Source organism: Achromobacter veterisilvae (assembly GCF_037619525.1).
GTDB lineage: Bacteria > Pseudomonadota > Gammaproteobacteria > Burkholderiales > Burkholderiaceae_B > Achromobacter > Achromobacter veterisilvae.
In genome coordinates, this window is the sequence record NZ_CP148753.1 from 2,186,044 (window position 1) to 2,198,839 (window position 12,796).

11 protein-coding genes are annotated in these 12,796 nt (G+C 66.7%); 6 read left to right on the top strand and 5 right to left on the bottom strand.

Going from position 1 to position 12,796, the window contains the following annotated elements; genetic code table 11:
* Positions 1-10 precede the first annotated feature (10 nt).
* Complete coding sequence (locus tag WHX56_RS10105; protein ID WP_338881120.1) at positions 11-2,089, bottom strand: TonB-dependent siderophore receptor; 2,079 nt, start codon at positions 2,087-2,089, stop codon at positions 11-13.
* A 108-nt stretch (positions 2,090-2,197) separates the two neighbouring features.
* Between WHX56_RS10105 and WHX56_RS10110 the strand changes: the two genes are divergently transcribed.
* Together WHX56_RS10110 and WHX56_RS10115 are read left to right on the top strand one after the other, a co-directional pair.
* A complete protein-coding gene (locus WHX56_RS10110; protein ID WP_129239069.1) occupies positions 2,198-3,169 on the top strand; it encodes a helix-turn-helix transcriptional regulator in 972 nt (323 codons plus the stop codon).
* 190 nt (positions 3,170-3,359) lie between these two features.
* Positions 3,360-4,826 (top strand): DEAD/DEAH box helicase, encoded by a 1,467-nt coding sequence (locus WHX56_RS10115; protein ID WP_129239068.1) that lies wholly within the window; start codon positions 3,360-3,362, stop codon positions 4,824-4,826.
* 68 nt (positions 4,827-4,894) lie between these two features.
* Here WHX56_RS10115 and WHX56_RS10120 read toward each other — a convergent pair whose 3' ends face one another.
* Positions 4,895-5,278, bottom strand: a complete 384-nt coding sequence (locus tag WHX56_RS10120) for a thioredoxin family protein (RefSeq protein WP_129239067.1) — start codon at positions 5,276-5,278, stop codon at positions 4,895-4,897.
* A 64-nt stretch (positions 5,279-5,342) separates the two neighbouring features.
* On the opposite strand from WHX56_RS10120, the gene WHX56_RS10125 reads away from it, so the two are divergent.
* The 3 genes from WHX56_RS10125 (at position 5,343) to WHX56_RS10135 (ending at position 8,024) form a co-directional block, all read left to right on the top strand.
* Entirely contained in the window at positions 5,343-6,152 is an 810-nt protein-coding gene (locus tag WHX56_RS10125) for an EI24 domain-containing protein (protein ID WP_129239285.1), read from the top strand.
* 34 nt (positions 6,153-6,186) lie between these two features.
* Positions 6,187-7,002 (top strand): competence/damage-inducible protein A, encoded by an 816-nt coding sequence (locus WHX56_RS10130; RefSeq protein ID WP_129239066.1) that lies wholly within the window; start codon positions 6,187-6,189, stop codon positions 7,000-7,002.
* A gap of 155 nt (positions 7,003-7,157) precedes the next feature.
* Positions 7,158-8,024 (top strand): IclR family transcriptional regulator, encoded by an 867-nt coding sequence (locus WHX56_RS10135; protein WP_129239065.1) that lies wholly within the window; start codon positions 7,158-7,160, stop codon positions 8,022-8,024.
* A gap of 672 nt (positions 8,025-8,696) precedes the next feature.
* Here WHX56_RS10135 and WHX56_RS10140 read toward each other — a convergent pair.
* Positions 8,697-9,674 carry a tripartite tricarboxylate transporter substrate binding protein BugD gene (locus WHX56_RS10140; protein ID WP_129239064.1) on the bottom strand — a complete coding sequence of 326 codons (978 nt, stop codon included), beginning with the start codon at positions 9,672-9,674 and terminating at the stop codon, positions 8,697-8,699.
* A 380-nt stretch (positions 9,675-10,054) separates the two neighbouring features.
* On the opposite strand from WHX56_RS10140, the gene phaP reads away from it, so the two are divergent.
* Positions 10,055-10,633, top strand: coding sequence for a TIGR01841 family phasin (gene phaP / locus WHX56_RS10145; RefSeq protein WP_129239063.1), 579 nt, complete (start codon positions 10,055-10,057; stop codon positions 10,631-10,633).
* Positions 10,634-10,916: 283 nt separating this feature from the next.
* Here the strand turns inward: phaP and WHX56_RS10150 are convergent, their stop codons facing one another.
* Both WHX56_RS10150 and WHX56_RS10155 read right to left on the bottom strand, forming a co-directional pair.
* Positions 10,917-11,957: a quinone-dependent dihydroorotate dehydrogenase gene (locus WHX56_RS10150; protein ID WP_129239062.1), complete on the bottom strand. Its 1,041-nt coding sequence runs from the start codon at positions 11,955-11,957 to the stop codon at positions 10,917-10,919.
* A 75-nt stretch (positions 11,958-12,032) separates the two neighbouring features.
* Positions 12,033-12,770 carry an arginyltransferase gene (locus tag WHX56_RS10155; RefSeq protein WP_338881121.1) on the bottom strand — a complete coding sequence of 246 codons (738 nt, stop codon included), beginning with the start codon at positions 12,768-12,770 and terminating at the stop codon, positions 12,033-12,035.
* Positions 12,771-12,796: the final 26 nt, after the last annotated feature.

Genomic DNA, 12,796 nt, shown 5'->3' on the forward strand with positions numbered 1-12,796 from the left:
GGTACGGATCCTAGTACTCGAACGCCACGTTCAGGCCCACCGTGCGGCCGGCGTCGACCTGCGCGAAGTTGCCCAGCGGGCCGCCGGAGAAGCCATAGGTGCGGTAGCGCTTGTCGGTGAGGTTGTTGGCGTACAGCGTGGCCTCGACCTGGGGCCGGATGCGCCATGCCACGCTGAGGTCGATCAAGGTGTAGGCCTCTTGCCGCAGGTCGTTGCCGATGTCGAAGAACTGCGATCCGATCCGGCGCACCGCCAGCGCGGGCGACAGCCGGCCGATGCCCGTATCGAAGTTGCCCTGCGCCTTCGCGGTCAGGCCGTAGCTCGGCGAGAACGGCACGCGGTTGCCCGCGCAGCCGGCGCAGACGGCGTCGCTGTTGAAGCCGCGGAACTCGGCTCGGTCGATGAAGCCGTCCAGCCCCACCGTCCATTGCGGCGTCACGTCCCAGCTCGCCTCGAATTCGACGCCGGTCGAGCGCGTCTTGCCCACGTTCTCCAGGTGCTGGTAGCCGACCTGGTCGCTGACGTAGAGCTGGGCGTCGCGCACGTCGATGCGATAGACGGACGTGGAAAGCCGCAGCGTGTCGCCGTCATAGCGCGCGCCGGCTTCGTAGCTCACGCCTTTTTCCTTGCCGTAGGGCTGGGCGTCGGCCGGGCTGGACGGCGCCAGGTTGTAGCCGCCGGGCTTATAGCCCTGCGCGGCGCTGGCATAGACGCGCCATTCCGGCGACAGGCGGTAGCCCGCCGACAGTTTGCCCAGCACGCTGCTGCCGGAGGTGGAATCGGCGCCGCCGAACGCATCCTGGCCGAAGGTCGCGAAGTTCAGCGCCGTGCCGTCATAGCGCGTGGACGCCTTGTCGCGCGAATAGCGCAGGCCGGCCGACAGGTCGAACGCCTCCGTGACGTGCCACGTCGCGTCGGCATAGGCGGCGATCGATTCGCTGGTGTTGTCGGATTCGGTGTTCAGCGCGTCGATCTGCATCGGCGCCTGCAATTGATTGATATAGGTGCGCGACTGCGTGACCCGCTGGCGGTACAGGCCCAGCACGCCGTCCACGCGGCGCTTGCCGGTGGTCGACAGGCGCAATTCCTGGACCTGCTGGCGCCAGCGCTCGGGCTGATAGGAGTAGTACGGGCCGATAGGGTAGTGGCGGTCGTAGTGCAGGTTCTGCCATGCGGCCACCGCGTTCAGGCGCCAGCCGTCGAAGTCGTACTGGCCGGTCAGCGACTGGCTGCCGCCGCAGCGCTTTTGGTAGAAGTCGGCCAGCGAAGCCGGCATGCCCGGCGCGATATAGGCTTGCGTGCTGTGGATGTCGTCGAAGGGCACGTAGGCATCCTGGCTGGCGCGCGTGCATTCGCCGCTGACCGCCAGTCCCAGTTCCCACGGGCTGCCGGCGGGCGCCAGGCGCAGGCGCGCCGCGCCCGCGGTGGCCGAGGTCCCGCCCACGCCGTCGGCGCCCGTCACCGGATTGTCCAGGCGGCCGGGGGCGTCGTTCACCGCGGCGGTCACCGACCCGTACAGCAGGTTCTCGACCAGCGGCCCGCCGCCGGTCGCCTTGAACAGATAGCCGTCGCGGCTGGCCACGCCCGCGCTGGCGCGGAAATAGGGCTCGTCGCCCGGTTGCCGCGACACGATGTTCAGCACTCCGCCCATGGCGCTCTTGCCATACAGCGTGCCCTGGGGGCCTTTCAGCAGTTCGACGCGATCCACGTCCGTCAGCAGTTGCGACGTGAAGGTCGGCAACTGCGGCACGCCGTCCACGTACACCGTCAGCGCGGGGTTGTAGAAGTCCTGCGCGGACGTGACGCCGCGCACCGATACGATGGGAAACAGGAAGGAGCCGCTGCTGGAGAGCTGCACGCCCGGCAGCACGCGCGACAACTGCATCGTGCCGTCCACCTGCGCCGCGCGCAGCGCGTCGGCGGGGACGACGACCGCGGCACCGTTGATGTCGCGCAGCGCCTGATCCTGCTTGCTGGCCGTGACGGTGATCGGCGCCAGTTCGCTGACGGGCTGGGCGGCGGCGGGGGCGGCAAGCGCGCAGAGCGCGGCTGCCAGCGCGGTCTGGCGGAGGGGGGATGAAATCGTCATGTCGTCGGGCTGGGCTTTTGGGTAGAATTATTAATGAGAATTATTGTTATTGAAGCGACGGGCGGCTAACGGTTTCCGTGCCGCCGTTGTTCAAATCGGGGTCTAAATTTGGATATCGCCACCGGGGCGCCGCCCGCGGCCGATGGATTGCTGCACGTATCCGGCCACCCGCTGCTGCCGGCCGTGTCCATTCCGCCCGAGTGGGCGGCGCTGGTGCGGCTGGAGGAATTCGACGGCGAACTGGCCCTGTCGGCCTGGAGTGGCGCGCCCGGCGTCGGCCTGGACGTCCATGCGGAAGGCCCGCCCATGTTCTGCATCGCCGTGTTCGTCGAGGGCCAGGCCTGCATGTCGATCGAGGGCGGCGAACCCCTCCGGGTCGGGCCCGGAATGGCCGTGGTGCAGACGGGCGATCGGGGCGCTCGCGGTCATTTTCAGATGAATGGCGGGCAGACTGTCCGCCTGCTGGACATCCGTTACACACCCGCCGGACTGCTGCGCGCGGGCGGCCGGCCGCTGGCGGCGCTGCGCGGCGCCTTCGTGCTGGACCGCAGCGTGCCGGCCACCGGAGCACTGATGGCGGGCTTTCCCGCCCCCGCCGCGTTGCTGCGCCTGGCCACCGATGTGCTGGAATGCCGCTACACTGCTCCCGCGACACGCCGGCTGTACATGCGGGCGAAGGCCCTGGAAGCGCTGGCCATCGTGCTGGAAACCATGAATGGCGCGGCCGACGGGCCTCCGGTGGCGCCTCGCGAACGGCGCCAACTGGCCCAGGCCAGGCGCTTGATCGAGGCCCGCTACGGAGAGGAATGGACGGTCTTGCGCCTGGCGCGCGAAGTGGGCCTGAGCGAGAAAAAGCTCAAGGCGGGCTTCCGGCAAGTGGCCGGACGCTCAGTCCACGCCTATCTCCGGGAGGTCCGCCTGGAGGCCGCGGCGTCCATGCTGGAGGCCGGTTACAGCGTCACGGAGACCGCCCTGGCGACCGGATTTGCCAATCTCAGCCATTTCAGCAAGAGCTTCCGCCAGGCCCGCGGAGTCGCCCCCCGGAACTGGGTTGACCGTCCCGGAGCCCTCCTGCGCTAAAATTAAGTTATCCACAGCAATCCGGGCCTGGTACTGCCCTCATAAGTATCGAATCCAGAATGCGCCGCGCGGCCTGAAAGGCAGGGCGCGATTGCGCGTGCTCAAGATTGTCCCGATGCATATGTAGTGCAGTGCGTGTAGCACTCTCGTTTTGTTCTTTTTTATTGGTCCCGGTATCTGCCTAACCCTGATGACTGAATCCACTCAACCTGTAGCACCCGCCGCTGAAGCCCCCGCGCCGACGTTCGCCGATTTCGGGCTGCACCCCCTGCTGTTGCAGTCCATCGCCGAAACCGGCTACACCACTCCCACGCCCATCCAGGCCCAGGCCATCCCCGTCGTGGTGGAAGGCCGCGACGTCATGGGCGCCGCGCAGACCGGCACGGGCAAGACGGCGGCTTTCACGCTGCCCATCCTGCACCGCCTCATGCCGCTGGCCAACACCAGCGCATCGCCCGCGCGCCATCCGGTGCGCGCGCTGATCCTCACGCCCACGCGCGAACTCGCGGACCAGGTATACGAAAGCGTCAAGCGCTACAGCAAGCAGACGCCGCTGCGTTCCGCGGTGGTGTTCGGCGGCGTGGATATCGGCCCGCAGAAAGAAGCGCTGCGCCGCGGATGCGAAATCCTGGTGGCCACGCCCGGCCGCCTGCTCGACCACGTCGAACAGAAGAACGTGAACCTGAGCCAGGTCGGCATCCTGGTGCTCGACGAAGCGGACCGCATGCTGGACATGGGCTTCCTGCCCGATCTCGAGCGCATCATCCGCCTGCTGCCCGCGCAGCGGCAGGGCCTGCTGTTCTCGGCCACCTTCAGCAACGAAATCCGCAAGCTCGGCCGTTCGTACCTGAACCACCCCATCGAAATCGAAGTCGCGGCGCGCAACGCCACCGCGGCGACGATCACGCAGATTGCCTACAAGATGCCCAGCGACGCCAAGCGCGCCGCCGTCGTGCACCTGGTGAAGTCGCGCGGCCTGAACCAGGTCATCGTGTTCTCCAATACCAAGATCGGCACGGCGCGCCTGGCACGCGAACTGGAGCGCGACGGCGTCAAGGCCGAATCGATCCACGGCGACAAGACCCAGGCCGACCGCATGAAGGCGCTGGAAGCCTTCAAGGCCGGCGAACTGGAAGTGCTGGTGGCCACCGACGTGGCCGCGCGCGGCCTGGACGTGGCCGGCGTGCCTTGCGTGATCAACTACGACCTGCCGTACAACGCCGAAGACTACGTGCACCGCATCGGCCGCACCGGCCGCGCGGGCGCGTCGGGCGAGGCCATCGCCCTGTTCACGGCCGACGAAGAGCGCTACCTGCTCGACATCGAAAAACTCATCAAGCGCGAAGTGCCGCGCGGCACCCTGGACGTGCCGGCCGACCTGGTCGCGCGCAGCCACCGCCGCAGCGACGAGCGCCGCGGCGCGGCGCCGGCGCGCGAAGGCCGGGGCGATCGCGGCGATCGCGGCCGTCCGGCCGACCGCCGGTCCGGCTACGCTTCCGGCGCGCCGCGCCAGCCCGTGGACGATTTCTTCCTGAAGCCCTACGAACCCTCGGCCTCGTCCGCTCAGGCCGACGCGCCCGCGTCCAAGCCCAATGGCGGTTCGTCCGCGCCGAAGCGGCAGATCGCCGTCCTGCTGGGCGGCAGCCGCAAGCCCTGAGGCCTGGCGCCGCCCAATGAAAAACCGCAAGGTCCGAAGGCCTTGCGGTTTTTTTTCGGCGGGACGGATCAGGAGGCCAGCAGCCGCGGCAGGTCCGGCAATGCCGTGCTGACCGCGGCGCTGTGTTCGTCCAGGCTTTCCAGCAGGCGTTCCAGGTGGCCGATGTGCGGCAGCATCGGCCCGTAGAACACCACGCGCGGGCCGATCTGCACCAGCAGGGTGGGGAAGTTCTCGACGTCTTCCTCGCCCAGCAATTCGGCATGGTCTTCGATGTCGATCCACGCGAAGACGTGCTGCGGCATGGCCTCGGCCAGCGCCTGCAATTTGGGCTTGTATTGTTCGCAGGTATCGCACCACGCCGCGCAGAAACAGGCGACCAGCCAGGTGTCGGGCGACGAGCCCAGGCGCGCGCGCAGGGCGGCCCGGTCGGTATCGGGTACAAGTAGAGGCATGTGGGCAGATCGGGGCGTGTTTGACTATCATACCCGGGATGCCCACCCCCTCATTTCCTCCGCCATGACCGTTATGCGCACCGATTCCGCCACGCCCGAGCCCGGCCGCCTTTCCAGCGCCGGCGCGGGCGCCGCCAACGTGGGGCAGGCGTTCAAGCGCGCGCTGGTCTCCCAGTGCCATCCGACGATGCTGTTCGCGGTGCTGCTGCCGTTCCTGATCGCGCTGGCGGGCTGCCTGCTGCTGCTCTACCTGTTCTGGACGCCGCTGAACGATTGGCTGGCGGCCGAGGCGGCGCGCTGGGACTTCGTGAACCGCGCGGAAGACTGGATGCTCGCGATGGGGCTGTTCTCGCTCAAGGTCTATCTGGTTCCCATCATCGCGGTGGCCATCCTGTTGCCCGTATCGGGCATCCTCGGCCTGGCGATCGCCGCCGTCTTCGTGATGCCGCTGGTGCTGCGCCACGTCGGGCAGCGCGAATACGCCGGCATCGCGCGGCAGGGCAAGCACGCCACCGCGGTCAGCGTGTGGAACGCCGTCTGGGTGTCCGCGGCATTCGCCGCCGGCTGGCTGCTGACGCTGCCGCTGTGGCTGGTGCCGCCCATGGCGGTGGTGCTGTCGATCTTCTGGTGGGCGTTCGCGTTCTCGCGCATGATGCGGGTGGACGCCATCGTCGAACATGCCAGCCCCGCCGAACGCAAGCTCATCCTGGAACGGAACAACGGCGGCTTCTGGACCATCGGCCTGATCTGCTCGCTCTTGAACCTGTTGCCGCCCGCGTGGGTCGTCCTGCCGGTATTCTCGGCCCTGGTCTACGCGCACTACGGACTGGAAGCGCTCAAGCGCTTGCGCCAGGACCGCGTCATCGACGTCTGACCGGCGTCATCCCACTCAACTTCTGGAATCGGACATGGCCGCAGAATCCGCCGCCCGCCGCATCGGCCTCATCATCGTCGGGGACGAAATCCTCTCGGGCCGCCGTCAGGACAAGCATTTTTCCAAGGTCGTCGAGCTTCTGAGCGCGCGCGGCATGCAACTGGGCTGGGCCGAGATCCTGCCCGACGACCGCGATACGCTGGTGGCCGCCTACCGGCGCAGTTTCGCCTCGGGCGACGTGGTGTTCTCTTGCGGCGGCATCGGCGGCACGCCGGACGACCATACCCGGCAGGCCGCCGCCGCCGCCCTCGGCTTGCCCCTGGCGCTGCACCCCGAAGCCGAACGGGCCATTGCGCAGCGCACGGCCGAGATGGCCGCGAAAGGGCAGGGCACGGCCGACATGAGCGCGCCCGAGAACCAGCAGCGCCTGCAGATGGGCGTGTTCCCGGAAGGGTGCGAAATCGTGCCGAACCCCTACAACCGGATTCCGGGCTTCTTCATCCAGGACCACACCTTCGTGCCGGGCTTTCCCGTCATGGCGTGGCCGATGCTGGAATGGACGCTCGACACCCGCTATCGTGCGCTGCAACATGCGCGGGTCCACACGGAGCATTCCTTTCTGGTCTTCAGCATGCCCGAATCGCGCATCACGCCGGCCATGGTCAGCGTGGAAACGCGCTGGCCCGGCGTGCGGGCCTTCAGCCTGCCCAGCGTCGGCGAGGCGGGCGGGACGCCCCATATCGAACTGGGCGTGAAGGGCGAACCCGAGGGGGCGGCCGCCGCCCTGGAGTTTCTGCGGGCCGAGGTGCTGCGCCTGGGAGGGAAGCTGGCGCCGCCGCCTGCCGCTTGACCGCGGTGCCAATAAACAGGGGGCGACCCTGTTTTATTGGTTAAAAACCCATTGCCAAATGGGCCGGTAAATTTCACAATACGGGAAAGAACTGTTTGCTGCGTTGCCGCAAGGCCGGTTCCTCCGGTCCAGCGGTGCTAGCCCACATCGATCCCATGGCCCGTCTCTCGACTCCCCGCAATCCCCTGGACGCTGAAACCGAAGGCGCTTCCGCCCATCCCATCGCCATCCAGGTGATCGAGCGCGCCATGCGCCTGCTCGACGCTCTGGCCGCGCAGCCGGATCCCGTGACGCTCAAGGAATTGTCCGCCACCACCGGCCTGCATGCGTCCACGGCGCACCGCATCCTGAACGACCTGGTCGTGGGCCGCTACGTCGAGCGCGTCGACAACGGCCTGTACCAACTGGGCATGCGCCTGCTGGAGCTGGGCTCGCTGGTCAAGGGGCGGCTGAACGTGCGCGAGGCGGCCATCTCCGCCATGCGCTCGCTGCACAAGCTGACGGGGCAGACTATCAACCTGTCGGTGCAGCAGGGCGACGAGATCGTCTACATCGACCGGGCCTGGAGCGAGCGTTCGGGCATGCAGGTGGTGCGCGCCATCGGCGGCCGCGCCCCTTTGCACCTGACTTCCACCGGCAAGCTGTTCCTGTCCACCGGCGACGCGCGGCAGGTCCGGGCCTATGCTCTGCGCACCGGCCTGGCCGGGCACACGCGCAACAGCCTCACCGACCTGGACCGCCTGGAACGCGAACTGGCGCTGGTGCGCCGCCACGGCTATGCGCGCGACAACGAAGAACTCGAACTCGGTGTGCGCTGTATCGCCGCGGGCATCTTCGACGACACCGGCAAGCTGGTGGCGGGCTTGTCCATCTCGGCCCCGGCCGAGCGCCTGCAGGACGAGTGGATCAAGGCGCTGGTCGACACCGCCGCCAGCATTTCGGAAGCGCTGGGCTACGAACCCTCGGTGTCGTCCACGGGTTTCAACGGCCTGGGCATGGCGGCGGAAGCGCTGCGCCCTTGAGCCTTGGGCAATGGCGGGACTTCCCGGCTGGGCCAGGTGTCTGACACCCCCGAGACGTCCGCGCAGACTGAAGCCCGTCTCCCGCGGGTGTCAGACACCCGTGAAGAAGCCTTTCCATCGCCAGGTGTCTGACACCCCCGAGACGTCCGCGCAGGCTGAAGCCCGTTTCCCACGGGTGTCAGACACCCGTGAAGAAGCATTCCCATCGCCAGGTGTCTGACACCCCCGAGACGTCCGCGCAGGCTGAAGCCCGTTTCCCACGGGTGTCAGACACCCATGAAGAAGCATTCCCATCGCCAGGTGTCTGACACCCCCGAGACATCCGCGCAGACTGAAGTCCGTCTCCCACGGGTGTCAGACACCCATGAAGAAGCGTTTCCATCGCCAGGTGTCTGACACCCCCGAGACATCCGCACAGGCTGAAGCCCGTTTCCCACGGGTGTCAGACACCCGTGAAGAAGCATTCCCATCGCCAGGTGTCTGACACCCCCGAGACGTCCGCGCAGGCTGAAGCCCGTCTCCCACGGGTGTCAGACACCCATGAAGAAGCATTCCCATCGCCAAGTGTCAGACACCCCCGTGAAGAGCGGGCGCCACACACCGACGACATCCCCCCGGCGCGCCAAAACAAAAAAGCCCCTTGCGGGGCTTTTCTTCATTCATTCAACGGCTTTATTGCTGCTCGACGCCGGCCTTCTTGAACAGCTCGGCCCATTGCGGGACCTGCTGCTTGACCTTGGCTTCCAGGGCTTGCGGATTGGCTTCGGCCGTGAGCACGGTCGCGCCCAACTGCTTCATGCGTTCCTGGAACTTGGGGTCGGCCAGGCCGGCCTGCAGGCTCTTGACCAGCTTGTCCACCACGGGCTTGGGCGTGCCCTTCGGCACCCACATGCCATGCCAGATACCCACTTCGAAGCCCTTGTAGCCGGATTCGTCCATGGTCGGCAGCTTGGGCAGCGTGGGGACGCGCTTGAGGCTGGTGACGGCGTACGCCTTCACCTTGCCGCTGTCGATCTGCTGCGTGGTGTTGGTGGTCTGGTCGCAGAGCAGGTCCACCTGCTTGCCCAGCAGGTCGTTCATGGCCGGGGCGGTGCCCTTGTAGGGGATGGTCAGCAGTTGCACGCCCAGCGCCTCGACCAGCATGGTGCCGCACAGGTGGCTGGCGGCGCCGATGCCGGCGTTGGCCAGGGACACCTTGTCCTTGTTCTGTTTGACGTACTCGGCCAGTTCCTGGATGGTGTTGGGCGGGAAATCCGAGCGCGCGACGATAGTCATCGGCACGTCGACCACCAGGCCGATGGGCTCGAAGCTCTTGTAGGGGTCATACCCGGGGTTCTTGTACAGCGACGGCGCCGTCGAGAAGCCGGCGTGCATCAGCAGGACGGAATAGCCGTCGGGCTGCGCGCGCGCCACCTGGGTGGTGCCGATCGTGCCGCCGGCGCCGCCCTTGTTTTCGACCACGACTGTCTGGCCCAGAGACGGCCGCATGGCTTCCGCCAGCGAGCGCGCGACGTTGTCCGTCGGGCCGCCTGCGGCGAACGGCACCACCATATTGATGGGGCGATCCGGATAGTCCGCCTGGGCGGCGCCGGCGGCGAGCATGGTGCTTGCCGCGAGCAGGGCCGTAAGCGTGCGGGGAATGAGGGTCATGGAGTCTCCAGTTGCAGGGTTTTGCTTGCTGCGATTTAGTTATTGCCGGGTGACTTATCGGTTGTCTTTATCTGTCATCAGCATGAAAGCAGTGTAGAAAAGAATTGATACGCCGTCACGTCCGGTATTTCCCCAACCATGAAACATTTGTGCGGCGTCAAATCCCGGCGCGGCGTGCACCGTCAAAGTGCAATCATATGTTGCGCCGCACAAAAACTCCTTGACAAGTTTTTTTCCCAGCCTAGAATGTCAATTGTGCAGTGCATCAAACGAGCCGGCGGTAGCTTGTAGTACCAGTTTCCGCGCACGTTTACTTATTTCGTCGCAGACACCCATCCTTATTCGCCGGAACCCCCCGGCTACCCATCGAGGAGCATTCTATGAGCGCCATTCCGCAACAAGTCCTGGACCGTCAAAAGGCCGGCATCAATACTCTCGTGGCCGCCCAATCGGCCGTTTTCGCCGGCTTCGAAAAGCTGGTCGAACTGAACCTGAAGGTCGTGAAGGCCACCCTGGACGAAGTCGCCCAGAAATCGCAGCAAGCCACCGAACTGAAGGACGCGCAGGAAGCCGCCGTGTTCGCGTCGGGCCTGCTGCAGCCGGGCGCCGAAAAGGCCATGGCCTACACCAAGCATGTGTACGACATCGTTGCCGGCGTGCAAGGCAACCTGGTCAAGCTGACCGAAGAACAGATCGCCGAAAGCCAGCAGCAGTTGAGCGACGTCGTCGACCAGTTCTCGAAGAACGCCCCGACCGGTTCCGAAAGCGCCGTTGCCCTGATCAAGTCGTCGCTGGCCACCGCGACCAGCGCCTACGATTCGATGACCAAGGCCGCCAAGCAGGCCGCCGAAGTCGCCGAGTCGAACCTGAATGCCGCCGCCAACGCGACTTTCAAGGCCGCTTCGGACGCCGCCGACGCCGCGACCAAGGTCGCCAGCCGCAGCCGCCGCAGCGCCTAAGTATTTGGCGCGCCATGGTGCGCAAACCGCAGTAATGTAGTACTGTTGAGTGACAGAGCAGAGCTGGAATTAGGGCCACCCGACGGGTGGCCCCTTTTTTTGCCTGTTTTCAGCGGGCTTCTGCCTCAGTGTCTGACACCCGTACGGGATGGCCTTGGATCCAAAGCATCTCTTCCCGGGTGTCTGACACCGACTGAGTTTGACGGCCGGTGTCAGACACCCGCGGAACATCGCTACAGCTTATAGGCCATCCCGTACGGGTGTCAGACACTCGAACGCATACTCACCCGGCGACCGCCCGCACGCATTCGCCCACCAGCGCGGGGCCGCGGTAGATCAGCCCGGTATAGAGCTGGACCGCGTCGGCGCCGGCTTCCATCTTCTCGCGGGCCTGCTTGCCCGACAGCACGCCGCCCACGCCGATGATGGCCAGGCTGCTGCCCAACTGTTCCTTCAGCCGGCGGATCACCGCCAGCGACAATTCATGCACCGGCGCGCCGGACAGGCCGCCCGCCTCGTCGGCATGCGCCTGGCCCGCGACGGCGTCGCGCGACAACGTGGTGTTGGTGGCGATGACGCCGTCGATGCCGTGGCGCGGCAGCGTGTCGGCGATCGCGTCGATCTGTTCTCGCGTGAGGTCCGGGGCGATCTTCACCGCCATCGGCACGCGGCGCTGGTGCCGGTCTTCCAGGGCGCGGCGCTTGTCCGCGAGCTGCGCCAGCAGCGCGGACAGTTCGTCGCCGCCCTGCAGCGCGCGTAGGTTCTTGGTGTTGGGCGACGAGATGTTCACCGTCACGTAATCGGCTTGCGGGTACACGCCTTCCAGCCCGATCAGGTAGTCGTCCGCGGCGCGTTCGATCGGCGTGTCCGCGTTCTTGCCGATGTTCAGCCCGAGTATCCCGCCCTGGGTGCGCCAGGCGCTGCGCTGCACGTTGGCCAGGAAGGCGTCCAGTCCCTGGTTGTTGAAGCCCAGCCGGTTGATGAGCGCGTTGGCGCGCGGCAGCCGGAACATGCGCGGCTTCGGATTGCCGGGCTGCGCGCGCGGAGTGACCGTGCCCACTTCGATAAAGCCGAAGCCCAGGTTGCCCAGCGCGTCGATATAGGCGCCGTTCTTGTCCAGCCCCGCGGCCAGCCCGATCGGGTTGGCCATCTGCATCCCCATCAGCGTGCAAGGCGCCTTGGGCTGCGCGTGCAGCAGCTTGCGCGTGGCGCCGCATTCATAGGCGCGCTGCAGCCCCGCCAAAGTGACTTCGTGGGCGGTTTCCGCGTCCATGGCGAACAGCGCCGGGCGGGCCAGGGGATAGGCGTGGAAGAGGATAGACATGGGGCGGAATTGTAGAGCGAATTTCGGCGGCCTTGCGCCCGGCGGGCGCGGCCGGCGGTCCCGCGGAGGCCGGGATCAGGCGGCGGGCGGCTCCGGCTGGTCGCGCCAGGCGCCGTCGACCAGGAACTGGGCGGGGTGGAAGCTCGACTTATAGGACATCTTGCGGCTGTCGGCGATCCAGTAGCCCAGATACAGCCAGGGCAGGTTGAGCGTTCGGCACTGTTCGACCTGCCACAAAATGCTGTAGGTGCCCAGGCTGCCGGGGACGTCGGGGTCGTAGAAGGTGTAGACCGAGGACAGGCCGTCGTCCAGCACGTCGATGATGGACACCATGACCAGGACGCCTTCGGGGCTGCGGAATTCCACGAGCCGGGTGTTGACCCGGCTGGTAAGCAGGAATTGCGCATATTGGGTGCGGCTGTCCTCGTCCATGCCGCCGCCCGGATGTCGGCCTTGCTGGTAGCGCGTGTAGAGCCGGTAGTGCTCGGGCGACCACGCCAGTTCCGCCACGAAGGATTGCAGGTCCTGGTGCGTCCGCCAGGCGCGCCGCTGGCTGCGGTTGGGCGCGAAGCCCGCCGCGTCCACGCGCACCGGGATACAGGCGTGGCAGTTGTCGCAATGGGGGCGGTAGGTGAAGAGCCCGCTGCGGCGGAAGCCTTGCTCCACCAACTGGGAATACGTGCCCGCGTTGATCAGGTGGCCGGGCGCGGCCACCTGCGACCGTGCCTGGCGACCCGGCAGGTAGCTGCAAGGGTAGGGAGCGGTGGCGTAGAACTGTAGGGTGGAGAAGGGAAGTTCTTTGAGCTGGCTCATGGGCGATCCCGGAGGACGGCGGCAGG